Below are 25,232 nucleotides of genomic sequence, written 5' to 3'. Positions count from 1 at the left end.
GACTCGTGGAGGTGCCGGGAATCGAACCCGGGTCCTTCGTTGCTTCGTCAGGGCTTCTCCGAGCGCAGCTCACTGTGCCTCTACTCGGCCCTCCGGCTCACGTGAGCAAGTCCGGATGGCGGGCCCAGTCGTGTTTGATCTCGCCGCACAGTCCTCACGACTGGGACTGATTGGCCAGCCTTCTAGCTGATGCCGGCTACTGAGTCGAAGGCAATCTCAGGCCGACAGACTTAGCTACTTACCTCAGGCGGCAAGAGCGAAGTCAGCGCGGGAGTTATCCTTGGCGCTTATAAGTTTCCGACGACCGATTCTCGAGACGACGTCGGCTTCCTCGGCTCGCTTCCCCTGTCTCCACGTACGAAGTCGAAACCAGTCACCCCCTGGATGTGCCGCGGAAATGCGGCAGCTCGAAAAGTTTACCTCACGCTGCAAGATCCGCCCACGGCGCTGCAACCGGCCGGGCGGGCGTTGCCGCGGCCGCTCTTCGAGATCTGGTAGCCGAAGGTGACGGACTTGCCGGGGGCCAACGAGCCGCCGCTGAAGCTCAGGCTGCTGCCGTTCCGGTCGCCCGAGGCGTTCCACACTCCGCGCAGTTCCATGTCGTCGAGGCCCGAGTGCGACACGGTGACGCGCCACTGTGCCGTTGCGTCTCCGGAGTTCTCCACCCGTACGAAAGCAACATAGCCCTGGTCCCAACTCGCCGTGACCGACAGTTGGGCTTCGAAGTTGCTCTGCGGCTTCGCCGAGGTCGGCGCCGTCGTCGGAACGGTCGTGGCCGGCTTGGTCGTGGGCTTCGTCGTCGACTTCTCCGGCTGCGGGCTGGAGCTGGTCGACGGAGGCGGCGTGGTGGCCGAGCGACTCGGCGAGGGCGACGCGGACGGGCTGCGGGACGCCGACCGCGAGGGAGCGGGCGACGTCGACTTGGGCGCGGCCGTCAAGGGCACCGGCGAGTCGGAGACGACCAGCGGCACCTGCGGCATCGACGGCAGCGTCACCGACGGCTGGCGGGCCGCCTCGGCCGGGCCGACCGCCCGCACCGCGATCCAGACGACCAGCAGGACGAGGATCGCGACACCGAAGCTCAGAACGAACCGGGCGGGGCCGAACAGGCGCACGGAATGCTTGGAAGGCAACGGCGAATCCCCCCGCGAAGATCAAAGAAGCGGGCGGAGCATACCTCAGCTGATGCCTTTCGCACGTCGGCCGACTGCCCGGTTGATTTCCTTCTGGGCGTCTCGTGCCGCCAAGTCCTGCCGCTTGTCGTAGCTCTTCTTGCCCTTGGCGATGCCGATCTCGACCTTGGCGTACCCGTTGTTGAAGTAGACCTGGAGCGGGACCAGCGTGACACCGTCGTCGCGGAGCTTGCCGCGGATCTTGGCGATCTCCTCGCGGTGGAGCAGCAGCTTGCGGGTGCGGCGGGGCTCGTGGTTGGTCCACGTGCCCTGCGTGTACTCCGGGATGTGCATGCCGTGCAGGAAGAGCTCGCCGTAGTTTTCCTGGCCGAACGCGTCGACCAGCGACGCCCGGCCGGCCCGCAGCGACTTGACCTCGGTGCCGGTGAGCTGGAGGCCCGCCTCGTACGTGTCGAGGATGCTGTAGTCGTGGCGGGCCTTGCGGTTGGAGGCGACGACTTTGCGCCCCTGTTCGCGTGGCATGACCAGCGACCCCCTATGAACGAGTGCGAAACCAACCCGTCAATGTTACAGGGGTCAGCACAGACACGACGGCAGGTAGTGCAGGGGGTTGCGGGGCACCCCGTCGAAGCGGGTCTCGAAGTGCAGATGGTTGCCGGTGGAGGCGCCGGTCGTGCCGACCCGGCCGATGATCTCGCCGCGGCGCACGTACTCGCCGAGGTGCACGAGGATCGCCGACTGGTGGCCGTAGCACGTTGTGAAGCCGACGCCGCTGATCTTCCCGTGGTCCAGGCATGTGTAGCGGCCGTAGCCGCCGGCCCACCCGGCCCGGATCACCCGCCCGTAGGCCGCGGCGTGAATCGGTGTGCCGCCGCCGGCCGCGAAGTCCGCTCCGGCATGCAACTGCCAGACCCGGTAGTACGGGTCGTAGCGCTGCCCGTAGTCGCTGGACTTCCAGCCGTTGACCGGCATGTAGAGCCGGCCGCCCTCGTACGGCGTCTCCCCCGACTTGACCGAGTAGCCGCGCAACGCTTGCTGGATGCGCGCCTCTTCGGCCTTGGCCGCGCGGTAGCGGGCGAGCACGGCGGCCCGCTGGGAGTTCGCCACGCGCAGCGCCTGGGCCCGGCTCGCGGCCAGGGTCTCCAGGGCCTTCCGGGCGCGCTCGGCGGCCATCTGGGCCGCTTTCGCGGCCGTCAGCTTGGCCTTCGCGGCGGCTTCGGCCTCTTCGGCCGTACGTTTGGCGAGTCCGGCCCGGTCCTGTTCCGTACGGGCTTCTCGCCGCGCGCCGACCAGCGTGTCCACCTCGCGCTGCTGCGTGCGCATGATCTGGTCGACCAGGCTCAGGCGGTCCATCATGTCGGCCGGGCCGGTCGCCTCGACCAGCAGGTTGATCCGGGCGATGTTGCTGCCCATGTAGCTGGCCTGGGCAATCTCGTCGACCCGGGCCCGCGACTCGGCGACGCGGTCCTGTGCCTGCTGGAAACGCCCGGCGAACTGGTCGAAGGCGGCCCGGGCGGCCTGCGCCCGGCGTGACGCGGTGTTGGCGGCGGTGACCGCGGCGGCGACGGCGCCGCGCGAGGTGGCGACCTTGCGCTGAGCCGAGGGCATGGCCGCGGTGGCGGCTTCGAGGCGGCGGGCCGCGGCCCGGGCGGCGTCGGTGGCCTCTTCGAGCACGGCCTCGGCCTGGTGGACGGCGCGGGCGGCCTGGTCGGGGCTGCTGGGGTCGGCGCTGGCCGGGCTCGGCGCGGCGAGCACGCTCGCACAAATCGCCAAGAAGGTAAGAATCCGGCTATATGACCTCACGGAATGCCACCGTACTCGCCTATAACGCCCAACGGCCGCATTCCCCCGGAAAGGGAACGCGGCCGCCGTGTGTATTCAGCGAGAGGGAGTTAGACCTTGAGGTAGAAGCGCAGGGTGATCCACGCGGTGACCGCGCTGACCACCGCGCCGACGCCAGCGAGCACTGGCAGCATCAGCCACACGTTGCCGTTGTCGATCGGCGTGAGGATGTTCGTCAAGGCCTGCAGCTTGTGGTCGAAGAGCACCACCTTGCTGACGAACAGCGCGACGAAGCCCAGGATGGCGCCGATCAGGCCGGCCACCACCGCCTCGAGCACGAACGGGGCCTGGATGAACCAGTTCGAGGCGCCGACCAGCTTCATCACGGCGACCTCGCGCCGCTTGCTGTACGCCGCGACCTGGATCGTGTTTCCCACCAGGAGCAGCGCGGCCAACGCCATCACCCCCGCGACCACAAGCGCACCCACCTGGATGGCGTTGAAGATGTTGAAGACCTTCTCCAGCAGCGTGCGCTGGTCGATCACGTCCTGGATGCCCTGCAGGCCCTTGATCTGATCGGCGAAGGTCTTGTACTGCTCCGGGTCCTTGAGCTTGACCCGGAACGACTCGGGGAGGCTGTTCGGGCCGACCGCCTTGACGAACTCGGGCGAGTCCTTCCAGAGCTCCTGGAAGCGCTTGAGGGCCTCTTCGCGCGTCTCGTACGTGCGCTCGGCGACCAGCGGGTTCGAGGAGATCGCCTGGTCGACCGCCTGGCGCTGGGCCTCGGTGACGTCAGACCGCAGGAAGATCGAGACCTCGATGTTCCCGTAGTAGTAATCCTTCATCTGGTCGACCTGCAAGTACAGCAGAACGCTAGCGCCCAGCATGGTCAGCGAGACCGACATGGTGATGATCATGGCGACCGTCATCGTGACGTTTCGCCACAGGCCCACCAGGACCTCGTTGAGTACGTACTTCAAGCGCATCGGGGGGTTCCTTCCGGGACTCCGCGCATTACCGAGTCAATCTCTTTGGGGGGATGGGGGGCGGAGCCGGCTCAGCCGTAGACGCCTCGGGCCTGGTCACGAACGATGCGGCCGCTCTCGATCTCGATGACGCGGCGGCGCATCTGGTTGACGATGTTGGAGTCGTGCGTGACCATCACGACCGTGGTGCCGGTCCGGTTGATCCGGTCCAGCAGGCGCATGATCTCGATCGACGTGTCCGGGTCGAGGTTACCGGTGGGCTCGTCGGCGAGGAGGATGAGCGGCCGGTTGACGAACGCCCGGGCCACCGCGACACGCTGCTGCTCACCGCCGGAGAGCTCGTGCGGGTAGCGGTGCTCCTTGCCACCGAGGCCCACCAGCTCGAGGACCTCGGGCACGACCCGCCGGGAGACGGCCTTGGTCTTGCCGATGACCTCGAGAGCGAAGGCCACGTTCTCGTACGCGGTGCGGTTGGGCAGCAGGCGGAAGTCCTGGAACACACAGCCGATCGAGCGGCGGAAGTGCGGGATCTTCCACGAGCGGATGGAGGTCACGTCCTTGGCGTTGACCATCACCTTGCCCTGGGTCGGTGCGACCTCGTGCAGGAGGAGCTTGATGATCGTCGACTTGCCGGAACCGGAGGGGCCGATGAAGAAGACGAACTCACCCTTCTCGATACCGACGCTGACATCGTCCAACGACGGCCGAGACGCCTTGGGGTACGTCTTCGTCACGTTCTCGAGCTGAATCACGGGAACGCAGTCTACGCGGTGTAACGAAAACGCCAACCCCGCCGGGTCCGCCAATCTGCACCCGGAGTGGCAAAAAATCCGGACGCCCGGACAATGCGTCCGGGCGCCGTCGCCATGCGTACGGAGATCAACCGATCTTCGAGATCAGCTGGCCTTCTCGGACGTCTTGCGCCACTTGATGCCGGCCTCGATGAACTCGTCGATCTCGCCGTCGAAGACCGAGGACGGGTTGCCCGTCTCCTGCTCAGTGCGCAGATCCTTGACCATCTGGTACGGGTGCAGGACGTACGACCGCATCTGGTCTCCCCAAGATCCAGTGGTGTCCTGCTTGAGCCCGGCGAGCTCCGCCTCCTCCTCCTGGCGCTTGCGCTCGAGGAGCCGCGCCTGGAGCACGCGCATGGCCGAGGCCTTGTTCTGAAGCTGCGATTTCTCGTTCTGACACGTCACGACGATGCCCGTCGGAATGTGCGTCAGGCGCACAGCGGAGTCGGTGGTGTTAACGCTCTGTCCACCGGGACCCGACGAACGGTAGACGTCGACACGGAGCTCGTTCTCCGGGATGTCGATGTGGTCGGTGGTCTCCACCACCGGCATCACCTCGACGCCGGCGAAGCTGGTCTGCCGGCGGCCCTGGTTGTCGAACGGGCTGATCCGGACCAGCCGATGGGTGCCGGACTCGACGCTGAGCGTGCCGAACGCGTACGGCACCTTGACGGCGAAGGTGGCGGACTTGAGACCGGCCTCCTCCGCGTACGAGGTGTCGTAGACCTCCGTGGGGTAGCCGTGCCGCTCGGCCCATCGCAGATACATCCGCAGGAGCATCTCGGCGAAGTCGGCCGCGTCGACGCCACCGGCGCCGGCCCGGATCGACACCACGGCCTCACGGGCGTCGTACTCACCGGAGAGAAGGGTGCGGACCTCCATCTCCTCGATGGCCTTGCTGAGGGTGACGAGCTCCTCGCCCACCTCGTCGACCGAGGCGCTGTCGCCCTCGGCCTCGGCCATCTCCAGCAGGAGGCCGGCGTCGTCGAGCCGGGAGCGGAGCCGCTCGAGCTTGTTGATCTCACCGGAGACGTACGACAGGCGGCTGTTGACGTCCTGCGCCCGGGCCTGGTCGTCCCACAGGTCGGGTGCGGAGGCCTGCTCCTCGAGGTCTGCCTTGTCCCGCCGCAGCTTGTCGACGTCCAGGACGTTTTCGATGTTGCGCAGCGTGGCGTCGAGGGCTTTGAGTTGCTCGGGATAGTCGGCAGCAGTCACGACAGTCAAGAATACGCTGCCCCGGCCAAGATCTGGCCGGGGCCGCAGGGTGTTCGGTTGCCGGAGTTCAGTTGGCCGGGGCGACCTTGAGCCAGCTGAGAGCGGCCTTGTGATAGGCGACGGCGAACTCGAGCGCGGCCGCGCCGTACGAGTCCCCCGCCTTCTTCGCCTCCTTCGCCTGCTCTTTGGCCATGGCGAGCGCCTCGGAGTGGTACTCGCTCGCGCCGGTGTAGAGGGTCTGCAGCTGATTGCCGCTGTGCTGCTCCCCGAAGGCGACACGGAGAGCGACCGGGTTGCGCAGAGCGTCCCGGCCCGGAGACTCGGCCAGCCACCGGCTGAAGGCTCGCTTGCCGGCGGCGGTGATGGCGTAGGGCTGGCTGGATCTGGGACCGGGCTTACCGAGACGGACATAGCCCATTTCGGCGAGAACCGGCAACTCGCGGTAGACCTGGCTCCGCGTCATCGACCAGTATGGCCCGAGGCGGCGTTCGGCAGCCGCCATGAGCTGTCCGCCGGTCATGGGCCCCTCGTGGAGCAGGCCGAGCAAAGCGGCAGCCGTGGGATTGATTTGAGAGTCGGGCATGCCTTCTAAGCTGCCACTTTGTCGCGCCGACGTCCAGGATTTCGCCCGATCCGTCCATTTTGCGTCTCCACAAACGACTGTCCCGCACAGACAGTCCGACTTCGAGTGTCGACCCGGCGCGTTCGGCGGTGCAACTTGCTCTTGACCAGGTAAAATGGCGCGACCTAAACGGTCAGACGGCGATGCCGGGCAGCAAACGGCCGAAAAGGTACGTACGCGTTCCCGAATTCGGCGTGGCAGCCCCTAAAAGCCGCATTTCTTGGCAAGCCGGGCTGTGGACGCCCAGCCGCTCCTCCGAGGTTCGGCGGCTACTCTGAGGCCCATGAGTGAGCAGGAAACCCCAGCGCCGCCCAAAGCGGACGCCAGCGCCGAGCAACCCTCGTCGACGGGTCTTCTGCTCGCGCTCGCCACCTTGATCTGGATGGCCGCCATGCTCTGGTCGGCCCGCGCGACGATCACGGGCCGTGAGGACGCCGAGATGGAGGTGACCTCCACGGCGTACGCGCTGCCCGGCGCCATCTCGGCCGCGCTCGTCACCGGCGCCGCGGCCGGCCTCGCCGTGCTGGGCCTCATCTCGCGCCGCCGCACGCTCGGCGCCACCGCACGCTTCGCCGTCGCCACCGGCACGGGCCTGCTGATCGGCCTGATCGGCGCGCTGACCGTCGTGACGATCAACACCGAGGGCTGGATGTACGCGGTCGTGGGCGGCACGATCGCCGCCGCGGCCACCATCGGCGGTGCCCTGGCCGGGTTCCGCGTCCCCCGCGTGATCAACGCGATCGGCTGGGGCTCGGTCGCGGTCTTCGTGGTGGGCTTCGTGCTCAACCTGTTCCAGAGCCCGCTGTTGACCGCGCTGGGCTCGCGGGACACACAGTCCTCACAGGCCAGCGCCGCCCAGTGGTTCTCGTACGGTCAGTCGTTCCTCAGTGGTCTCGCGGCCGGCCTGGTGGCCTACAAGCTGCTCCGCCGCGCCCGCAAGCGCAGCGGCGAGCTGGACGTGCCGTGGGGCTTCTACGCGGTCGCCGGTGGCGGCCCCGGCCTGCTGCTGGTGGTCGCCGAGGTGCTGACCCGCACGGCCGGCTCCCGCGTGCTCGAGCTGGCCGGCAAGGTCAGCGACCTCGAGCTCGTCGTCCAGCAAATGCTCAGCGGCGCCCGCCTGGACAGCGCCCTGGTCGTCCTCTTCGTCGGCGCCCTCAGCGCGATGTTCGCCGTGGGCCGCACGATCCGCCCCGCCGACGACGAGGACGAGGACGAGCCCCCGGCGGTCGCGCCGGTGTCCCGCTCAGGCCGGGTCCGCCGCACTCCGGACGAGCCCACGGCCGCCGAACCGCAGGCCGCCGCAACCGCCGAACCGCAGGCCGCCGCCGATGACGCAGCGGACGAAAAGGTCGCGACCGGAAAGTCCGACAAACAGGCCGAATGAGCCGGCCGGAGGATGAGCCGGCCGGAGGAGCCCGTCAGAGCAGTTCGTCGAGTTCGGAGACGGCGTACCACTCGAGTTCGTGGTCCTCGGCGCTGTCGACCGTGAACTGGGCGTCGGGGTCGCCGGCCAAGGCCTCGTCGACCACGTCGGCCGCGGCGGCCACCGAGTCGGCGGCGTCGGCGCCGTCGACGTGGATCGAGGCGATCTCCTTGAGCGACAGCGGCTGCGGCAGCTCGACCGTGCTCGAGCCGAGCTCGTTCTGCTGGGCCACGAGCGACGAGGCCGGGACGTCGGCCGAGACCACCACGCGGCGGCGGGGCGCGGCCGCGTCGTGGCGCAGTAGTTGCAGGGCGGCCTGGGCGGCCCGGGTGAAGGCCACGTATTCGAGCTCTTCCTCGTCGCCCTCGGCGTACCACTCGCGCAGCGCGGGCGTCACCGCGTGCGCCTCCAGCGGCCCGGCGCCCAGCTGCCCCGAGGCGCGCAGGGCCCCGAGCAGCGGCACGGTGGCCGGCACGTAGACCCGGACCAGCTCGGTGATCGGCACGTCTCCTCCTGCGGTTGAACCGTCCCCGTAGTACACCGCCGCGGCGGCTCCGGGTAGGCCCATTCCACCAGTCGTGTCCGGATCGTGGCATGCCGGGTCACCCGGCCATGGTCAGCGATCCGGCGGAGACGGCCCGGCGCCAACAGCCCGCAGGCACGCCGGCCATCCCGGGGCCGGCGCGCCGCTTTCAGCAACCGCAGGCCGGCGGTTCGCCGTCCAAGGTGATCAACCCGGCGATCGGCGCGGTGCGGAGACCGGAGGGGGCCGGCGCGGTGAGCGGGTCCGGCTCGGCTCTGACATCGCCGTCGGCGGTACGCAGGGGGAAGCCCTCGCGGATCCAGTACTCGATGCCGCCGATCATCTCCTTCACCGAGTAGCCGGCCAGGGACAGGGCCAGCGCCGCCCGGGTCGCGCCGTTGCAGCCCGGACCCCAGCAGTAGGTGACCACCGGGACGGCCGGGTCGAGCAGCTCGGCGGCCCGGGTGGCGATCTCCGCCGTGGGCAGGTGGACCGCGCCGGGGATGTGGCCCTGATCCCAGGCCGCCCGCGACCGGGAGTCGATCAGCACGAAGCCCTCGCCCAGTCCCGCCCGCACGTCGGACACGTCGGACTGGAAGGAGAGCCGCGCCGCGAAGAAGGCCGCCGCCTGGCGGGAGTCGTTGAAGTCGGCCGGGCCGGCGCCGCGGGCATGCGTTGTTGTCATGCCATCAAAGTAGGAGCTTGGCGGATCTTGCTCCATGGCGCTTCGACGGCGGAACTGGCGGATGGGCGGGGAAACAGGCTTAGATGGCCGCCATGGCCACGGAAATCGCGCTCGACCGCACCGACTGGCGTCTGCTTGCCGAGTTGCAGCGGGACGGCCGGTCCTCGTACGCCGAATTGGCCCGTGCCGTTGCGATGTCGCCCAGCGCCGTCGCCGAGCGCATCCGGCGGCTCGAGGAGTCCGGTGTGATCGCCGGCTATCGGGCCCAGATCGAGCCGGAACGGGTCGGCCTCTCGGTGATGGCGTTCGTGCGGCTGCGCTACCCGACCGGCAACTACCGGCCCTTCCACGCGCTGCTCGACTCCACGCCCGAGATCATCGAGGCGCATCACGTGACCGGCGAGGACTGCTTCATCCTCAAGGTGCTGACCCGCTCCATGCGCCATCTGGAGGAAGTGACAGGCCGCATCGCCGGGCTGGGCGCGGTGACCACCAGCGTCGTCTACTCCAGTCCCCTGCCGGGCCGGTCCATCGCCGCCACCGAGGACCTGGGCAAGCAATCGTAGGCTGCCGGTGGCAAACTGACGCGGATGGAGCCCCGATTCCTGCTGCTGGCCGACGTCGCCGCCGAGTTGAACGTCTCGGACTCGCAGGTCTACCACATGGTCCGCAGCGGCGAGCTGCCCGCCATCAAGATCGGCGGTCGCGGTCAGTGGCGGGTCGAGCGGGCCAAGCTGGAGCAGTACATCGAGCGGAAGTACGCCGAGACCGCCGCCTGGGTCGCCGACAATCCGCTGGTCAACCCCGAGGGCGACTAGGCCCTTTTGCCCCTCTTCCCGCATCGGACAAGTGCCGTTGCCCGCCTATACGGCGCCCCGGAAGAATCGCCATCGTAAGCAAACGAAGGCAAACGCAAGGACTGGGGTGAGCGTGATGGGGAGCGTACGAAGATCGGCGGTGGCGGTTCGCCCGGCGCCTCGATGCGAGCCGCCGTTCGACGACGAGGACGGCACCGACCTGTGGTCGCCCGCCCAGCTGACTCTCGATCTGCCCCGCCCCGGCCCGGCGGCACTGCGGGGGACATTGCCGCCCCGGCCCGAGGCGCCGGCATCGGGCCCGGCGCCGGTTCCCGCGCCGGATGCCGGCGTCCGGGCCGCCCGCGGCGCCGGTGTCCGGGACGGGCTCGCCGCCGGTGTCCGGGTCGCCCGCGACGCCGGTGTCCGGGACGGGCTCGCCGCCGGTGTCCGGGTCGCCCGCGACGCCGGTCCGGCCGCCTGCGACGCGGGCCCGGCCGTTCGGCGCTTCCTGCACGCCTGCGTCGAGGTGCTGAACGGCTATCGCCCGCCCGCTCATCTGCGCCACCTCGCCCGGCCCGCCGAGGCCGCCGAGGTTGTTTCCGAGGGCGCGCTCGGCCTGGCCCGGCTGGTCGCCCTGCGCCGGGCCGGGCTCCGCGCGGGTCGCCGGCCCTCCCGCAAGCCGATACCCGTCGCGATCCTGCGCCTGCATCTCTGCGAGCCCCGCCCAGGCGTCGTCGAGGCCGCCGCGCCGCTCCAGATCGGCGAGCACACGTGGGCAACCGCGCTGCGCATGGAGCTCGACCAGCAGGCGTGGGCAGCCACCGCCCTGCGCCTGATCCACCAAGGGCGCCGCCCAGAAAGGTAAGCGTCCGCCAAAGGCGCCGCCCGGAGGGGTAAGCGTCCGCCAAAGGGCGCCGCCCGGAGGGGTAAGCGTCCGCCACGGGCGCCGCCCGGAGGGCTCACGGAACGGCCCGCCGGCGGGAAACCGCCGGCGGGCCGTGTGAAGCGCTGGATCAGACTGCCCCGGGTGCTCCGTGGCAGCGCTTGTACTTCTTGCCCGAGCCGCAGTAGCAGGGGGCGTTGCGGGACGGCCCGTTCGACTCCTGCTGGCCCGCCGCCGACGCGCCGCGCCGCTGCGGGGCCGGGGTGTGCGCGGGGCTGGCCGGCACGGGAGAGCCGCCCGGGCCGATGCCCAGGGCCGGCGCCTGCGGCTGCTGCTGTGGCTGGATGACCGGCGAGCCCTCGCCCGCCTCGCCGTCGATGGCCGGCGCCGTGTACTGGAGGTTCTGCGGCCGCCGGGCGTCGCCCAGACCCTTGGCCCGGACCTCGACGCGGTCGGACTCGGTCTCGTTGGCGCCCTCGTCGGCCATGACGCCGCCCGCCGGCAGGGGAACCGCCTTGCTCGGGTCGACCGTCACCGTCGGCTGCTCCTCGACCTGGACCTCCAGGTTGAACAGGTAGCCGACCGCCTCCTCCTTGATGCCGTCCATCATCTGGTTGAACATGTCGAAGCCCTCGCGCTGGTACTCCACCACCGGGTCGCGCTGGGCGTACGCCCGCAGGCTGATGCCTTCCTGCAGGTAGTCCATCTCGTAGAGGTGCTCGCGCCACTTGCGGTCGATCACGTTGAGCAGCACCTGGCGCTCGAGCTCGCGCACCGCCTCGGCGCCGAGCTCCTCCTCGCGCGCCTGGTACGCCTTCTGCGCGTCGTCCTTGAGCTGCGCGATCAGGAATTCCTGGTCGATCGTCTGACGCTCGCCGCCGGACTCGTCGACGATGTCCTCGATCGTCACGGTCAGCGGGTAGAGGCGCTTGAGGTTCGTCCAGAGCTGGTCGAGGTCCCAGTCCTCGGCGTAGCCGTCGGAGGTGGCGCCCGTGACGTAGTCGGTGACCACGTCGTCGATCATGTGCTGGACCTGCTCGTGCATGTCCTCGCCGTCGAGCACCCGGCGGCGCTCGGCGTAGATGACCTGGCGCTGCTTGTTGAGGACCTCGTCGTACTTGAGGACGTTCTTGCGGATCTCCGCGTTCTGGCCCTCGATCTGGGTCTGCGCGCTGCGGATCTGGCGGGTCACCATCTTGGACTCGATCGGCACGTCGTCCGGGATGTTGAAGCGCTCCATGACCGCCTCGACCGCGCCGGCCCGGAACCGCTTCATCAGGTCGTCCTGCAGCGACAGGTAGAACCGGGACTCGCCCGGGTCGCCCTGACGGCCGGAGCGGCCGCGCAGCTGGTTGTCGATGCGGCGGGAGTCGTGGCGCTCGGTGCCGAGCACGTAGAGACCGCCCGCGGCCTGCACCTCGGCCGCCTCGGCCTCGCAGGCCTCCTTCCACGTCGGCAGGACCTCTTCGAGCGCCTTCGCGTACTCCTCCGGGCTCTCGACCGGGTCGAGGCCGCGCTGGTGGAGGTCGTTGGCCGCGAGGAACTCGGGGTTGCCGCCGAGCAGGATGTCCGTACCACGGCCGGCCATGTTCGTGGCGACCGTGACGCCGCCCTTACGGCCGGCCTGGGCGATGATCGTCGCTTCCTGGGCGTGGAACTTCGCGTTCAGCACGCTGTGCGGGATGCCGCGGCGGCGCAGGAGCGTCGAGAGGATCTCGGAGTTTTCCACCGAGACCGTGCCGACCAGCACCGGCTGGCCGGTGGCGTGGCGCTCGGCGATGTCCTCGATGACCGCGTCGAACTTGGCCTTCTCGGTCTTGTAGATGACGTCCGGGTGGTCGATGCGGATCATCGGCCGGTGGGTCGGGATGGACACGACGCCGACCTTGTAGACGCTGTTGAACTCGCCGGCCTCGGTCTGCGCCGTACCGGTCATGCCGCCGAGCTTGTCGTAGAGGCGGAAGTAGTTCTGCAGGGTGATGGTGGCCAGGGTCTGGTTCTCCTGCTTGACCTCCACACCTTCCTTGGCCTCGATGGCCTGGTGCATGCCCTCGTTGTAGCGGCGGCCATGCAGGATGCGGCCGGTGAACTCGTCGACGATCAGGACCTCGCCGCCCTCGTCGACGATGTAGTCCTTGTCCCGCTTGTACAGCTCCTTGGCCTTGATGGCGTTGTTGAGGTAGCCGACGAGCGGCGTGTTGACCGACTCGTAGAGGTTGTCGATGCCGAGACGGTCCTCGACCTTGGCCACGCCGCGCTCGGTGATCGCGATGGTGCGCTTGGCCTCGTCGACGTCGTAGTCGGCCTCGCCCTCCTTGCCACGCTGGAGGCGGTTGACCAGTGCCGCGAACTCGCCGTACCACCGGGCCGAGTGCTCGGCCGGGCCGGAGATGATCAGCGGCGTACGCGCCTCGTCGATCAGGATGGAGTCGACCTCGTCGACGATCGCGAAGTTGTGGCCGCGCTGCACCAGCTCGTCCTTCGACCACGCCATGTTGTCGCGCAGGTAGTCGAAGCCGAACTCGTTGTTGGTGCCGTACGTGATGTCGCACAGGTAGGCCTCGCGGTGCTCCGCGGCGGGCCGGTTGGGCAGGATCACGCCGACGGTGAGGCCGAGGAAGACGTGCACCCGGCCGACCCACTCGGCGTCGCGCTGTGCAAGGTAGTCGTTCACCGTGATGATGTGCACGCCCTTGCCGCTCAACGCGTTGAGGTAGGCCGGGAACACACCGGTCAGGGTCTTGCCCTCACCGGTCTTCATCTCGGGGATGTTGCCGAAGTGCAGGGCGGCGCCGCCCATCAGCTGGACGTTGTACGCCCGCTGGCCGAGCACCCGCTTGGCGCCCTCGCGGGCCACCGCGAACGCCTCCGGGAGCAGGGAGTCGAGGGACTCGCCGTCCGCGTAGCGCTCCTGGAACTGCTGGGTGCACTCGCGCAACTCGTCATCCGTGAGGTCGACATAGTCTTCCTCGATCGAATTGACCGCTTCCGCGATCGCCTTGAGCCGTCGCACCATGCGGCCTTCGCCGGCGCGTAGGACCTTTTCCAAAATCGACACGGGTCAGCGCTCCCCTAGACAGTCTGCGGAACCATGGTAGGCACCCTTCCTCCGAAGCTGTGACCCGAGCCTCCGGTTAACCGCACAAATAGGGCGAAACGGCGCAACAAGTTCGCTTAGAGCGCAGTCCTTCGGGCAGGATGGCCAAGTGCGAAGCGCGGAGATCAACGGTGAAGGGGTGCGGCTGCGAGCTTTCCGGCCGGAGGACGCCGAAGCACTCGCCGAGGGCTACAACGATCAAATGTCCCAGCGGTTCCTGACCGTGGTGCCGTCGCCCTTCACGGTCGCGCAGGCCGAAACCTTCATCGTCGAGCGCATCGACTCCCTGTTCGCCGAGGGCGGCGCCTTCTACGCGGTCGCCGACCCCGAGACCGACGAGCTGCTCGGCGGCGTCGGCTTCGACAAGGCGGTGCCCAGCCGCGGTCAGGCCGAGATCGGATATTGGGTCGGGCCATGGGCCCGGGGCTGCGGGGTGGCCACCGCGGCCGTACGTACGATGAGCGCGCACGCCTTCAAGCACGGTCTCCACCGGCTGGAGCTGGTGACCCATTGGGACAACCCGGTCAGCCAGCGTGTCGCGCTGGCCGCGGGCTACCAGCGTGAGGGCGTACGCCGCGGGGCCCAGCCCAACCGGGACGGCGGCCGCGACGACATGCTGGCCTTCGCCCGGCTCGCGAGCGACGACGGCGAGGCGGTGCCGCGCCTGCTGCCCGACCTGCCCGGCGGCGAGCTGACCGACGGCGTGGTGCGGCTGCGCCCGCTCGGCCCGGGCGACACCGCCTTCCTAACCGAGCTGCGCTCGCTGCCCGACGTGGTGAACACCAGCGTGCCGCCGGTGCCGCCGACGCCGGAGAAGATCCGCCAGCGCTGTTTCTGGGCCGAGGCACACTGGCTGGCCGGCACGCGGGCCGACCTGGTGATCGAGGACGCGGTCACGGGCGAGCCGGCCGGCGACATCGGCCTGTTCAACGACGAGCCGGTGACCGGTCAGGCCATGATCGGATACAGCATGCTGCCGGCGTTCCGGGGCCGCGGTTTCCCGACCCGGGCCGCCCAGCTGCTCTCGCTCTGGGTCTTCGCCGAGACCGGCGTGGCGCGGCTCATCGCCGGCGCGCTGCCGACCAACAAGGGCTCGCAGCGCGTGCTGGAGAAGGCCGGCTTCCGGCAGGAGGCGTACCTGCGCTCGCGCCTGCCCGGCCCGGACGGTGGCCGGGTCGACGACGTGCAGTACGTCCTCCTGGCCGAGGACCTCCTCAGGTGAAGGCCCTCGGCTTTTGATGGGTGACTAACCCGTGGTCTCCAGCGACAGGATGCCGTAGTCATAGCCGCGGCGCCGGTAGACGACGCTGGGCCGGCCGCTGTCCTTGTCGAGGAAGAGATAGAAGTCGTGGCCGACGAGCTCCATCTGGAAGAGAGCGTCGTCGACGGTCATCGGGTCGGCGGGGTGTTCCTTCTCCCGCACGATGCGCCACGGCTGGTCTTCGTCGTGCTCGGCCAGGGCGGTGGCGACGGATGACGTCTCCTCGGCCGTCTGGGCCAGGCTGAGGTCGGTCGGCAGGCTCGCGGTAGCGGCTGCCACCGAGACGGGCGCGCGGCGCCCGCGGTGGACGCGACGGCGGTCGGCCGAGCGGCGCAACCTGCCGTCGAGTTTGGCGATGGCGCAGTCCAGGGCTGCGTAGAAGTCCTTGGCGCAGGCTTCGGCGCGAATGACCGGGCCTCTCGCCATGACGGTGATCTCGACTCGCTGGCAATTGTCCGACTGGCGCGGATTGCGCTCGTGGAACAGCTCGACGTCCGCTCTCATCAGCTTCTGGTCGTAACGCTCGACCTTGCTCAGCTTGTCGGCGACGTGCTCCCGGTAGTGATCGGGAACCTCTACGTTGCGGCCCTTGACGACAATGTCCACTCGTGACCTCCCCCAACGTTCATGTTTTGCGGGCGCCCTGATCGACGGGTGCCGGGGGCGCCAAAACTGCGACGCGCGGTGGTGCTTGATGTGGCGACGCCGGGATCTTCAGATCACCGGGCGTAACCGATCGCGAATGAGACGACTCCTTTCCGGTGCGGCGGTTCGCGGAACGCTGCGCCTTGCCGGCGGTGTGGGTAGGCGGAAGCTCTTACCCTCGTCACCAAGACGCTAACGTGCCGATGCTCTCCCGTCACCCCTCGTTCGGGATACCAGATGCAGGACGTTCCACCTTTTCGGTGCCTCGGGGCGACAATCCGGCGATACCGCCGCGCGACGAGCGCCGCAATTGGGTAGCGGCCAGGACGGCAGCGCCTGTGACCTGCATCTCCGCCTCCTCGAGGCGACCCGTCACGGCGGCCAGCGTGGCCCCGGTCGTGACGATGTCGTCCACTACGACAAGGGTGCCTTTCCGCGGCGTCGCGCGTCGCGGAAACCCGATTCGGGCCCGCCGGATTCGCAGCGAACTCTCAGCCGCGGCACGGCGGCCGGACACACTCAGTGACGTGGAGTCAGGACGGGGTAACGCTTCGAGCGGGTGGCTGATGTCAGCCTCCCAGCCGGCCGCGCGCAGCCGCCGCACCGCGTGTGCGGCCAGCCGCGTCATGTGATCGCCGTACCGTTCCCGGCGGGCCGCCGCGGTCGACGGCACCGGGATCAGCACCACCGGCTGCCGGCGCGGCGCCAGGCCCGCCACAGCGGTCGCCAGGAGCGCGCCGAGCGGCCGGGCCAGCCGGTGCCGGCCCCGCTCCTTGTATGCCAGCAGCGCGCCCCTCAGCGGCCCCGCATACGCACCCACGGCCACGCACGGCGGCATGCCGGGCGGCGGTGGGGTCGGCGCCGTCCGGAACGGCCGCAGCGCCTCCAGCCGGGCCGCGCACTCGGTGCAGGCACCATGGCGCAGCGGCACCCTTTCGGCCCCGCAGCCGGCGCAGGGGCTCGGCAGGACCAGGTCGGCGAGATCGGCGAGGACGCTCAATTGAGGTAGAGCGGCGCGGTCGGCTTGACCGTGGCCGGCGCGTTGACCGCCGGGCCGGCGAGGTTCGCCTTGGTGATCGGGTTGGGCTGGCTGAACACGTCCCAGGCCTCGCCGCCGGCCACGTACGCCTCCGAGTCGGAGGTCTCGGTGCCGGTGATCGGATTTTCCGGGTACGCCGTCAGGTAGCTCACCGGCTCGGCGCCGATGTCGGCGAGCCGGGTCGCCGAGAGCGCGCCGTCGACCGTCACGTCGATCACCGAGACCCGGTTGTTGTCGGCCCGGACGCCGGCCACCGCCAGGTAGGACTGGCTGCTCCAGGCGACCGCCGTGACCGATTTCAGGTTGGGCGGCAGCACCTGCTGGGGCCCGCTCATCGCGACGCCGTCGGCGCTGCTGTTGAGCACCGTGCGATAGAGCCGCCCGCCGCTGACCAGCGCCACCCGCCGCCCGTCGGGCGCCACCGAGATCGCGGTGACCGTGCCCGGGTCGCCCTGCCACTCGACCCGCTGGGCCACGCCGCCGTCGGCGCCGAAGCTGTAGAGGTGCCCGCCCGCCGTGATCAGGCCGACCGCGCCGGCCGCGCCCGTGCCGCCGGTCTGCGCCCAGACCGGCTGCCCGAGGGCGCCCTGGAGCTTGACCTCCTTGAGGTCGGCCTGCTGCCCGATGGGCGCGGCGGCGACCCGCAGCCGCTGGCCGCTGCCCGAGCCGGTGACCACCGCGGCGAACTCGTGCGTCGTCGAGGAGCTGAGGGCGGCCGTGGTGATGCCCTTGTTGGCCGCCTCCTTGAGCACCGGCACCGGTTCCTCGGCCCGCGGGGTCTCCTTGAGCCGGCGGACGGCCCCGCCGAAGACCACGAAGCGCTCGGGCGAGTCGTCCAGGAAGTAGGCGAGGTTGCTCTCGCGGTATTCGCCGTCCTTGAAGCTGACCGGGTCCTGCCGGCCGATCTTGATCTCCAGGGTGCGGGGCACGACCGGGTAGATCGACCACTGGACCTGCCGCCGCAGCCGGTCCATCGCACCGGCGTCGCTGCCGGCCGGGATGGTCTGCGCGGTCAGGTTGATCTGGAGCGTCTCGTCGGTGACGGCCGGGATGTTGTCGGCCACGTCGGTGCCCTGCGGCAGCGCCTGCACGGAGTCGCGGAGCCAGTCGGACGGCCCGGCGGCGAGCCACTGCAGGATCTTCGTCGGCTGCTGCACCGCCGGCACGCTGCGCGGCATGTAGCGCAGGTCGGGCACCAGGCTGGTGTTGTCCTTGTTCCAGAAGTAGATCGCCCGGCGCTGGTAGAACGCGCTCAGCGCGTCGGCGGTCAGCAGCATGACCTGCGGCGCGTCGAGGATCCAGAGGCCGGACCGGCCCTCCACCGTGCCGACCTTGATCTTGTAGGTCGAGTCGGGCGTCGGCGCGGCCGGCACCAGCTCGCCGTTGCTGGTCAGGTTGCCGACCTGCTGCTCGGTGATGGTGACGACCGAGTCGGTCGGCGAATAGCCGCCGAGGATGGACTCGGCCTCGCGCACCACCCGGACGTCGGTGTTGGTGAAGTCGGCCGCCTCCTCGGGGGCGAGGAACGCCTTGACGCGCTCGAGGGCGGTCTGCGGGTCGCCGGCCGCGGCCTGCAAGTAGTACTGGACCAGCTCGCGGGGGTTGGTGGCGGCCTCGCGCTTGTACTGGATGGGCGGCGGGGCCTCGTCCTCGACCGAGACGCCGGCCGACCGGCCGTCGCCGATCACGGTCACCTCGCTGCGGTCGGGTATGCCGCAGCCGCCGGGCACGAGCACGGCCAGCGCCACGACCCCGACAAGAAGACGGCGCATCAGGACACCTCCTCCGGCGCGGGAGCCCGGTCGCGCGGGATCAACGGGAGCGGCGCCGCCAGCAGGCGGTCGCCCGAGCGCACCGGCAGGGTCAGCCGGAACTGGGCGCCCTCACCGGGCGAGCCCCACGCCTCGAGCCAGCCGCCGTGCAGCCGCGCGTCCTCGGCGCTGATCGACAGGCCGAGGCCGGTGCCGCCGGTCTGCCGGGCCCGCGACGGGTCGGCCCGCCAGAACCGGTTGAAGACCAGCCGCTCCTCGCCCGGCTTGAGCCCGATGCCGTGGTCGCGAACGGTGACCGCCACGGCCGACTCGTCGGAGGCCAGGGTGACCACGACCGGCCGGCCCTCGCCGTGCTCGACGGCGTTGCCGACCAGGTTGCGCAGCACCCGCTCGACCCGGCGCGGGTCGACCTCGGCGATCACCGGCGTCTCCGGCACGCGCAGCTCGATGGTGACGCCGACCCGGTCGGCCAGGCCGGTGAGCCGCTCGGCGACCCGCTCGACGATCGGCACCAGGTCGGTGTGCTCGGCGTCGAGGGCGGCGAAGCCGGCGTCGAACCGGCTGATCTCCAGCAGGTCGGTCAGCAGGCTCTCGAAGCGGTCGAGCTCGGCCTGGAGCAACTCGGCGCTGCGGGCCACGGCCGGGTCGAACTCGTCGCGCTCGGCGAAGATCAGGTCGGCCGCCATGCGGACGGTGGTGAGCGGGGTGCGCAGCTCGTGCGACACGTCGGAGGTGAACCGGCGCTGGAGGCGGGACAGCTCCTCGAGCCGGACGATCTGCCGCTGCAGGTTGGCCGCCATCTGGTTGAACGAAGCGGCGAGCAGGGCCAGGTCGTCCTCGCCGTCGACTTTCATCCGCTGGTCGAGCAGGCCGGCCGAGAGGCGCTGGGCGGTGCGGGCGGCGATGCGCACCGGGGTGACGACCAGGCGGGTGACCAGGCCGGCCACCACGCCGAGCAGCAGGACCAGCGCGATGCCGGTGGCCAGCACTGTCGTCCGGATCTGGTTGGCCGCACTGTCCTCGGTGGTCAGCGGCATCATGTAATACAGCTCGACGTGGCCGAAGCTGGTGCGCACCGGTGCCCCGTACGCCAGATATTTCGTGGTTCGCCCGTTGAGTGTGGCCGTGACGACCTGACTGGCCTCTTTGCTGTCGTCGGAGACGGCATGGGCCAACTCGGGGGTGATCAGCTCGTCGGTGCCCACGTTGGGCAGGGTGGCCGCGCGCAGCTCGGGATACTGCCCGGCCCGCATCGAGACCACCGAGCCGCCCGACTCGGCCGGATCGCCGTCGGCGAGCTGGCTGACGATCAGCTCGAACGTGTTCGGCAGCTTGGGGTCGCTCGCCTGCGGGTTGACCGTGAGCTGCTGCTCCGCGTAATCGATCTTGTTGCGCATGGAGACCTTGGCCTCCTCCTGCGCGCGGGTCAGCAGGATCGTGGCGCTGCGGGCGGCGATGAACCAGCCGAACGCGCCGACCAGCAGGCTGGAGGCGATCAGGGTCAGGGTGACCACGCGCAGCTGAAGCGAGCGCCGCCACGCCCGGCGGGCCGGCGCGGAATGGACCTCGAGCCGGCGCGCGGCCACACGCCAGTACCGCCGCACCACGCGAAGGGTGCGGCGGACGGGCATCGGAAGCCAGGCGGGTGCGCGCATTACGCGGGCAAGGGTAGCTCCCTATCCCGTGCCGGCTTTGTAGCCGACTCCCCGCACCGTCAAAATGATCTCGGGGCGCTCCGGATCTGGCTCGATCTTGGCGCGCAGCCGCTGCACGTGGACGTTCACCAGGCGGGTGTCGGCCGCGTGCCGGTAGCCCCAGACCTGCTCGAGCAGCACCTCACGGGTGAACACCTGGCGCGGCTTGCGGGCCAGGGCCACCAGCAGGTCGAACTCGAGCGGCGTGAGCTTGACCTCCTCGCCGTCGCGCGACACCGTGTGGGCCGGGACGTCGATGGTGATCTGGTTGCCGGGCGGGCCGATGGTGAGCATCTCGGGCGCCGCGTCCTCGCCCCGGCGCAGCCGCGCCCGCATGCGGGCCACCAGCTCCTTGGGCTTGAACGGCTTGACCACGTAGTCGTCGGCGCCCGACTCGAGGCCGAGCACCACGTCGACGGTGTCGCTCTTGGCCGTGAGCATGACGATCGGGATGCCCGACTCGCCGCGGATCGCGCGCGCCACGTCGATGCCGCTCATGCCCGGAAGCATGAGGTCGAGCAGGACGATGTCGGGGCGGCTCTCCCGGAAGGCGGCCAGGGCGCGCTCACCGTCGGCGACGAACGAGGGCAGGAATCCCTCGCTGCGCAGGACGATGCCGAGCATCTCGGCCAACGCTGGGTCGTCATCGACGACGAGTACCCGGGCTCTCATGCGGTCCAATATTGCACTGTCCTCCCGAACCCCGCGTACCCCGGGGCCGATCTTGCCGGAATGCACAGGTCAGCTTAGGCCACCCGGGAGGACGGGGCGACCCCCGAAAGGGCCGCCCCACACACTTCGCCTCAGGCGCCGGGCCGGTCGAACTCACCGGCCCGCACGCCGGCGATGAAGCCCGACCAATCGGTGTCACCGAAGGCGAGGACCGGGCCGGCCGCGTCCTTCGAGTCGCGGACCAGCACGGCCGTCGGAACGTTGGCAACCTCGACGCAGTGCCCGGCGGCTCCGCTTCGAGTGCTCTTACGCCAGGTGAGGTTGGCGTCCTGCATCGTGGGCCCCTTCCAGGATGGATTCGCCTCCATTTCAGCTCACGGAGCGGCCACCCGGCGCAACGCTTCCTCCCTCTCAGCGATGGCCGTTCGGCTCATCTCTGGCGACAGCGCGCGTTCCCGCAGGTCAGACAGCCCGTCCCGATAGACGTCGACATCCGGCGGCTTCACCCGGAAGAGACCACCGGTGAGCCCCTCGATGTGCACGATCGGCGACCGGGTGCCCGGCGCGAACTCCAGAACCATGAACGACTCGGTCATGCCGGCGTGCGCCCCGGCCGAGAACGGAAGCACGAGAAGCTCCACACCGGGCCGCTCGCTGGCCTCGACGAGCCGCGCCAACTGCCGCCGGAGAACCTCGGGCCCGCCGACCTCACGATGCAGCACGGCCTCGTCGAGCACGATCCGCAGCAGGGGCGGCGGCTCCCGGGTCAGCACGGCCTGCCGGGCCATCCGCAGGGCGAGCCGGCGCTGGATCGTCTCGGTGTCGCCCACATCGGCGCCGACCTCGATCACGGCCCGCGCGTACTCGTCGGTCTGGAGAAGACCGGGAACGATCTGCGACTCCCACTCGCTGATGGCGACGGCCTCGGCCTCGAGAGCGACATATTCGTCGTACGGGTCGGGCACCGACGACCGGTACGGCGTCCACCAGGCCCGCGCGCGCCCGCGGCGGGCCAGCTCGCGCAGCCGGTCACGGTCCTCGACCCGTACGCCATAAATCGTCAGTAACCGATCGAGATCGTCCTCGCTGATGCCCGTGTGGGCCGTCTCGATGCGCGACAGTTTCGACTCGGACCAGCCGAGCGCGGTCGCCACCGCCGCGCCCCTGCGCTCGGCACGCAGACGGCGCAACTCGGTGCCCAGCTCCCGCCGCGCCGTCGAAGTCGCCCTCGCCACGCGAACACCATAACGGGATATCGGTCGCTGTCTGCAACTTGCATCCCACGCTATGCACTTGCATGCAGGTCAGAGGCCATGAAGGATGAGGGGGCCGAACGACGGGAACGGCAGTGGCGGCAAACTCAGCCGGACCCGAAGAGATCGAGCCCCGTCCGGCGGGCGGACGGGGCTCGACTCTGTTGCCTATTTGGGGGGCGACCCCCCAGTTGCGATGGTTGCGGTGGGTGATCCGGTTGCGGCGGCGGCTGAAGTACGGGCCCGCCGGCCCACAAAAGCAAGGGCGGCAACCCGGCTCCCGGGCCGCGAGGCCCGTCGTGGCCGGCCTCACTGGGGCGGCTCGAGCCCCTTGCAACGCCGATGCCGAATGGCAGCTCCCGCCCGTCACCCCGGCCGCCTCATCGCTGCGTGCCTCGAGCACCCGAATCCCGGGCCCTTACCTTTGTCGCGCCCACCGCCGAACCGCGGGCGCACATAGCGAACGGGACGGCAGGCCTAGACCCGCCGCCCCGTTCATCCCCCCGGTTTGGTACCGCGCGCGTCCGTGGGACCCCCCGATCACCAATGACGCTGCGTGGTTATAGATTCACACTCCGCACATACCCGTGTCAAGCAAATCCAGAAATTTCCTATTTTGGAAGGCTGCGGGGGTGACGCAGGGTGCACAAAGGGAGCAACCCCGGAGCCCCGCCGACTGCGGGCTCCCCTGGGGCGACCGGCCACCTCGGCCAGGCAAGGCACCGGCCAGGGCGAAGCCGATGGAGGCGAACCGCCAGCCAGGCGAGCCGGTCAGGCGGGGACGGCGGCTACGAAGACCTGGCCCGCGCCGGCGACCTTGATGGGGCCGGCGTCGGCCGAGGCGAAGGCGGCGGTGCCGGGGGTCAGTTCGACCGGGTTGCCGTCGACGCTTTCGCCGACGAAGACGTCGCCGGCGGTGGACAGGATGATGCGGGGGCCGGCGGCCGGGACCTCCGTGGGCGGTCGGGTGCCGTCCAGGGTGACCCTGTACAGGACGAAGTCGGGGACCGGGACCGGCCACGTGTCGACGCCGGGGGCGACCGTCTCCGAACGCAGGATCGGGTCGTCGAGGACCTCGAAGCGCAGGACGTTCAGCAACTCGGCCACGTCCACCCGTTTCGGGGTGAGGCCGCCCCGGAGGACGTTGTCGCTGGCGGCCATCAGTTCGACGCCGGCGCCGCGCAGGTAGGCGTGCAGGTTGCCGGCCGGCATCCAGATCGCCTCGCCCGGCTCCAGGCGCACGTGGTTGAGCAGGAGCGCCACCAGCACGCCCGGGTCTCCCGGGTAGTGGGCGGCCAACGACGTGACCAGGGCATGGCCGGGTGCGGCCGCGACGACCGCCTCGATCAGGGCCGGGCGGTCCTCGGCGGGCCAGCTCAGCAGCGTCTCGACCGCCGTGCGCAGGTCTCCCCCGCGCAGCGCGGTCACCACCGGCGCCAGCGACGGCACGGCGAAGGCTTCGATGTCGTCGGCCGCCTTGGCCGGGTCACGGAAGCCGCACAGGGCCTCGAACGGCGTGACCGCGACCAGCATTTCCGGCTTGTGGTTGGCGTCGGTGTAGTTCTTCGGGAGGGAGGGGTCGGCCTCCTGCCTGGCGTACGCCTGCTTCGCGTACTCCAGGTCGGGGTGGGCCTGCAGCGAGAGTGGGCTCTCGGCGGCCAGGACCTTCAGCAGGAACGGCAGGCGGGGGCCGAAGGCGGCCTCCACCTGCTCGCCGAGCTGGGCCTTGGGGTCGGCGGCGATGAGCGCGTCCAGTGTGACCGGGCCGTCCGGGCCGGTGACCGTGGACGGGTCGCCGGGGTGGGCGCCGAGCCAGAGCTCGGCCTCGGGCCCCTCGGTGGGGGCGGGCCGGCCCTGCAGCTCGGCGATGACGGTGCGGGATCCCCAGGCGTACGGCCGGACGGCCCCGGTCAACTGAAAGACGCTCATAGCGGGCAAATTACCTTAGGAAGCGTTGGCGGCGGTCGCGTTGGCGGGGCGGTAGATGTCCGGCTCGATGTAGATGACCCGGGCGATCGGCACCGCCTCGCGGATGCGCGTCTCGGTCTCGTCGATGTGGCGGGCCACCTCGTCGGCGCGCTCGGAGCTCGGCACCGCGATCTTCACCGCGACCAGCAGCTCCTCGGGGCCGAGGTGCAGCGTCTTCATGTGGATGATCCGCTCGATGCCCTCGCCGGCCAGCACCGCCTGCTCGATCTGGCGTACCGCCTCGGGGTTGGCGCCCTCGCCCAGCAGCAGGCTCTTCGTCTCGATGGCCAGCACCACCGCGATGACCACCAGCAGGGCGCCGATCAGCAGCGTGCCGATGCCGTCCCACGTGCCGTCGCCGGTGATCAGCGTGAGCGCCACGCCGAACAGCGCGAAGACCAGGCCGAGCAGCGCGCCCGAGTCTTCCAGCAGCACCACCGGCAGCTCGGGGGCCTTGGCCCGGCGCACGAAGTTGACCCAGGACGTCTTGCCACGGGTGTGGTTCGACTCCTTGATCGCCGTGTAGAACGAGTACGACTCCAGGCCGATCGCCACGACCAGCACCGCCACCGGCACCCACTGCCAGGACTCGATCGGCTCCGGGTGCGAGACCTTGTGGTAGCCCTCGTAGAGCGCGAACAGCCCGCCGACGCTGAAGAGCACGATCGACACGATGAACGCGTAGATGTAGCGCTCCCGGCCGAAGCCGAACGGGTGCTCGGGGGTCGCCTGCCGTTTCGACCGCTTGCCGCCGATCAGCAGCAGGAGCTGGTTGCCCGAGTCGGCGACCGAGTGGATCGACTCGGCGAGCATCGACGACGAGCTCGTGAGCAGCCACGCCACGAACTTCGTGACCGCGATGCCGAGGTTTGCCGTGAGAGCCGCCAGAATTGCCTTGGTGCCACCCTCTGCGCTCACGACAACGCTCCGCTGGCGCTCCGCGTCGCCGCAAGCGCCGGGCACTCTGTGACATTGGTGATTCCGCTGC

24 protein-coding genes and 1 other RNA gene are annotated in these 25,232 nt (G+C 70.0%); 5 read left to right on the top strand and 20 right to left on the bottom strand.

What is annotated here, in order from left to right; genetic code table 11:
- Nucleotides 1–3: 3 nt before the first annotated feature.
- The 8 genes from ssrA to CRP55_RS09710 form a co-directional block, all read right to left on the bottom strand.
- Nucleotides 4–381: a transfer-messenger RNA gene (ssrA, locus tag CRP55_RS09745) on the bottom strand.
- A 35-nt stretch (nucleotides 382–416) separates the two neighbouring features.
- Nucleotides 417–1,133, bottom strand: coding sequence for a cellulose binding domain-containing protein (locus tag CRP55_RS09740; protein ID WP_143234510.1), 717 nt, complete (start codon nucleotides 1,131–1,133; stop codon nucleotides 417–419).
- A gap of 45 nt (nucleotides 1,134–1,178) precedes the next feature.
- Nucleotides 1,179–1,655 carry an SsrA-binding protein SmpB gene (gene smpB, locus CRP55_RS09735; protein ID WP_097319364.1) on the bottom strand — a complete coding sequence of 159 codons (477 nt, stop codon included), beginning with the start codon at nucleotides 1,653–1,655 and terminating at the stop codon, nucleotides 1,179–1,181.
- Nucleotides 1,656–1,709: 54 nt separating this feature from the next.
- A complete protein-coding gene (locus CRP55_RS09730; protein ID WP_245922901.1) occupies nucleotides 1,710–2,906 on the bottom strand; it encodes a M23 family metallopeptidase in 1,197 nt (398 codons plus the stop codon).
- Nucleotides 2,907–3,025: 119 nt separating this feature from the next.
- Nucleotides 3,026–3,901: a permease-like cell division protein FtsX gene (ftsX, locus tag CRP55_RS09725; protein ID WP_097319362.1), complete on the bottom strand. Its 876-nt coding sequence runs from the start codon at nucleotides 3,899–3,901 to the stop codon at nucleotides 3,026–3,028.
- A 71-nt stretch (nucleotides 3,902–3,972) separates the two neighbouring features.
- Nucleotides 3,973–4,653, bottom strand: coding sequence for a cell division ATP-binding protein FtsE (gene ftsE, locus CRP55_RS09720; RefSeq protein ID WP_097319361.1), 681 nt, complete (start codon nucleotides 4,651–4,653; stop codon nucleotides 3,973–3,975).
- Between the two features lie 144 nt (nucleotides 4,654–4,797).
- On the bottom strand, nucleotides 4,798–5,910 hold the full coding sequence (prfB, locus tag CRP55_RS09715; RefSeq protein WP_097319360.1) for a peptide chain release factor 2: 1,113 nt from the start codon (nucleotides 5,908–5,910) through the stop codon (nucleotides 4,798–4,800).
- A 67-nt stretch (nucleotides 5,911–5,977) separates the two neighbouring features.
- Nucleotides 5,978–6,493, bottom strand: coding sequence for a PadR family transcriptional regulator (locus tag CRP55_RS09710; protein ID WP_097319359.1), 516 nt, complete (start codon nucleotides 6,491–6,493; stop codon nucleotides 5,978–5,980).
- A 322-nt stretch (nucleotides 6,494–6,815) separates the two neighbouring features.
- Between CRP55_RS09710 and CRP55_RS09705 the strand changes: the two genes are divergently transcribed.
- Complete coding sequence (locus tag CRP55_RS09705) at nucleotides 6,816–7,916, top strand: hypothetical protein (RefSeq protein WP_179855105.1); 1,101 nt, start codon at nucleotides 6,816–6,818, stop codon at nucleotides 7,914–7,916.
- A gap of 34 nt (nucleotides 7,917–7,950) precedes the next feature.
- On the opposite strand, the gene CRP55_RS09700 is transcribed toward CRP55_RS09705, so the two are convergent.
- Nucleotides 7,951–8,460 carry a DUF6912 family protein gene (locus tag CRP55_RS09700; RefSeq protein WP_097319358.1) on the bottom strand — a complete coding sequence of 170 codons (510 nt, stop codon included), beginning with the start codon at nucleotides 8,458–8,460 and terminating at the stop codon, nucleotides 7,951–7,953.
- A gap of 187 nt (nucleotides 8,461–8,647) precedes the next feature.
- A complete protein-coding gene (locus CRP55_RS09695; RefSeq protein WP_097319357.1) occupies nucleotides 8,648–9,163 on the bottom strand; it encodes a rhodanese-like domain-containing protein in 516 nt (171 codons plus the stop codon).
- Nucleotides 9,164–9,255: 92 nt separating this feature from the next.
- Between CRP55_RS09695 and CRP55_RS09690 the strand changes: the two genes are divergently transcribed.
- The 3 genes from CRP55_RS09690 (at nucleotide 9,256) to CRP55_RS52875 (ending at nucleotide 10,825) form a co-directional block, all read left to right on the top strand.
- A complete protein-coding gene (locus CRP55_RS09690) occupies nucleotides 9,256–9,729 on the top strand; it encodes an Lrp/AsnC family transcriptional regulator (RefSeq protein ID WP_097319878.1) in 474 nt (157 codons plus the stop codon).
- Between the two features lie 24 nt (nucleotides 9,730–9,753).
- On the top strand, nucleotides 9,754–9,981 hold the full coding sequence (locus tag CRP55_RS09685; protein WP_097319356.1) for a helix-turn-helix transcriptional regulator: 228 nt from the start codon (nucleotides 9,754–9,756) through the stop codon (nucleotides 9,979–9,981).
- A gap of 139 nt (nucleotides 9,982–10,120) precedes the next feature.
- Complete coding sequence (locus CRP55_RS52875; RefSeq protein ID WP_179855104.1) at nucleotides 10,121–10,825, top strand: Rv3235 family protein; 705 nt, start codon at nucleotides 10,121–10,123, stop codon at nucleotides 10,823–10,825.
- A gap of 148 nt (nucleotides 10,826–10,973) precedes the next feature.
- Here CRP55_RS52875 and secA read toward each other — a convergent pair whose 3' ends face one another.
- Complete coding sequence (gene secA, locus CRP55_RS09675) at nucleotides 10,974–13,901, bottom strand: preprotein translocase subunit SecA (RefSeq protein ID WP_097319354.1); 2,928 nt, start codon at nucleotides 13,899–13,901, stop codon at nucleotides 10,974–10,976.
- Between the two features lie 148 nt (nucleotides 13,902–14,049).
- On the opposite strand from secA, the gene CRP55_RS09670 reads away from it, so the two are divergent.
- A complete protein-coding gene (locus CRP55_RS09670) occupies nucleotides 14,050–15,162 on the top strand; it encodes a GNAT family N-acetyltransferase (protein WP_097319353.1) in 1,113 nt (370 codons plus the stop codon).
- Between the two features lie 24 nt (nucleotides 15,163–15,186).
- Here the strand turns inward: CRP55_RS09670 and hpf are convergent, their stop codons facing one another.
- From hpf to CRP55_RS09625, 9 genes are all read right to left on the bottom strand, one after another.
- Entirely contained in the window at nucleotides 15,187–15,807 is a 621-nt protein-coding gene (gene hpf, locus CRP55_RS09665; RefSeq protein WP_097319352.1) for a ribosome hibernation-promoting factor, HPF/YfiA family, read from the bottom strand.
- Nucleotides 15,808–16,060: 253 nt separating this feature from the next.
- The gene (locus CRP55_RS09660) at nucleotides 16,061–16,846 is read right to left on the bottom strand and encodes a ComF family protein (protein ID WP_245922900.1); all 786 of its coding nucleotides are present in this window, start codon (nucleotides 16,844–16,846) and stop codon (nucleotides 16,061–16,063) included.
- A complete protein-coding gene (locus CRP55_RS09655; protein ID WP_097319351.1) occupies nucleotides 16,843–18,657 on the bottom strand; it encodes an LpqB family beta-propeller domain-containing protein in 1,815 nt (604 codons plus the stop codon). Before CRP55_RS09655 ends, CRP55_RS09660 begins: the two co-directional genes overlap by 4 nt.
- Entirely contained in the window at nucleotides 18,657–20,312 is a 1,656-nt protein-coding gene (gene mtrB / locus CRP55_RS09650; RefSeq protein ID WP_245922899.1) for an MtrAB system histidine kinase MtrB, read from the bottom strand. The genes CRP55_RS09655 and mtrB overlap by 1 nt, the downstream gene beginning before the upstream one ends.
- A 21-nt stretch (nucleotides 20,313–20,333) precedes the next feature.
- Nucleotides 20,334–21,023 carry an MtrAB system response regulator MtrA gene (gene mtrA, locus CRP55_RS09645; protein ID WP_097319350.1) on the bottom strand — a complete coding sequence of 230 codons (690 nt, stop codon included), beginning with the start codon at nucleotides 21,021–21,023 and terminating at the stop codon, nucleotides 20,334–20,336.
- A gap of 131 nt (nucleotides 21,024–21,154) precedes the next feature.
- Nucleotides 21,155–21,358, bottom strand: a complete 204-nt coding sequence (locus tag CRP55_RS09640) for a DUF397 domain-containing protein (protein ID WP_097319349.1) — start codon at nucleotides 21,356–21,358, stop codon at nucleotides 21,155–21,157.
- Nucleotides 21,359–21,397: 39 nt separating this feature from the next.
- Complete coding sequence (locus CRP55_RS09635) at nucleotides 21,398–22,258, bottom strand: helix-turn-helix domain-containing protein (RefSeq protein WP_097319348.1); 861 nt, start codon at nucleotides 22,256–22,258, stop codon at nucleotides 21,398–21,400.
- A gap of 789 nt (nucleotides 22,259–23,047) precedes the next feature.
- Entirely contained in the window at nucleotides 23,048–24,205 is a 1,158-nt protein-coding gene (gene manA / locus CRP55_RS09630) for a mannose-6-phosphate isomerase, class I (RefSeq protein ID WP_097319347.1), read from the bottom strand.
- A 15-nt stretch (nucleotides 24,206–24,220) separates the two neighbouring features.
- Nucleotides 24,221–25,162 (bottom strand): cation diffusion facilitator family transporter, encoded by a 942-nt coding sequence (locus CRP55_RS09625; RefSeq protein ID WP_097319346.1) that lies wholly within the window; start codon nucleotides 25,160–25,162, stop codon nucleotides 24,221–24,223.
- Between the last annotated feature and the right edge of the window lie 70 nt (nucleotides 25,163–25,232).

This window comes from Paractinoplanes atraurantiacus (genome assembly GCF_900215205.1).
GTDB lineage: Bacteria > Actinomycetota > Actinomycetes > Mycobacteriales > Micromonosporaceae > Actinoplanes > Actinoplanes atraurantiacus.
Note: the sequence above shows the minus strand (reverse complement) of the source record. Positions and strands in the feature narration are given on the sequence as shown.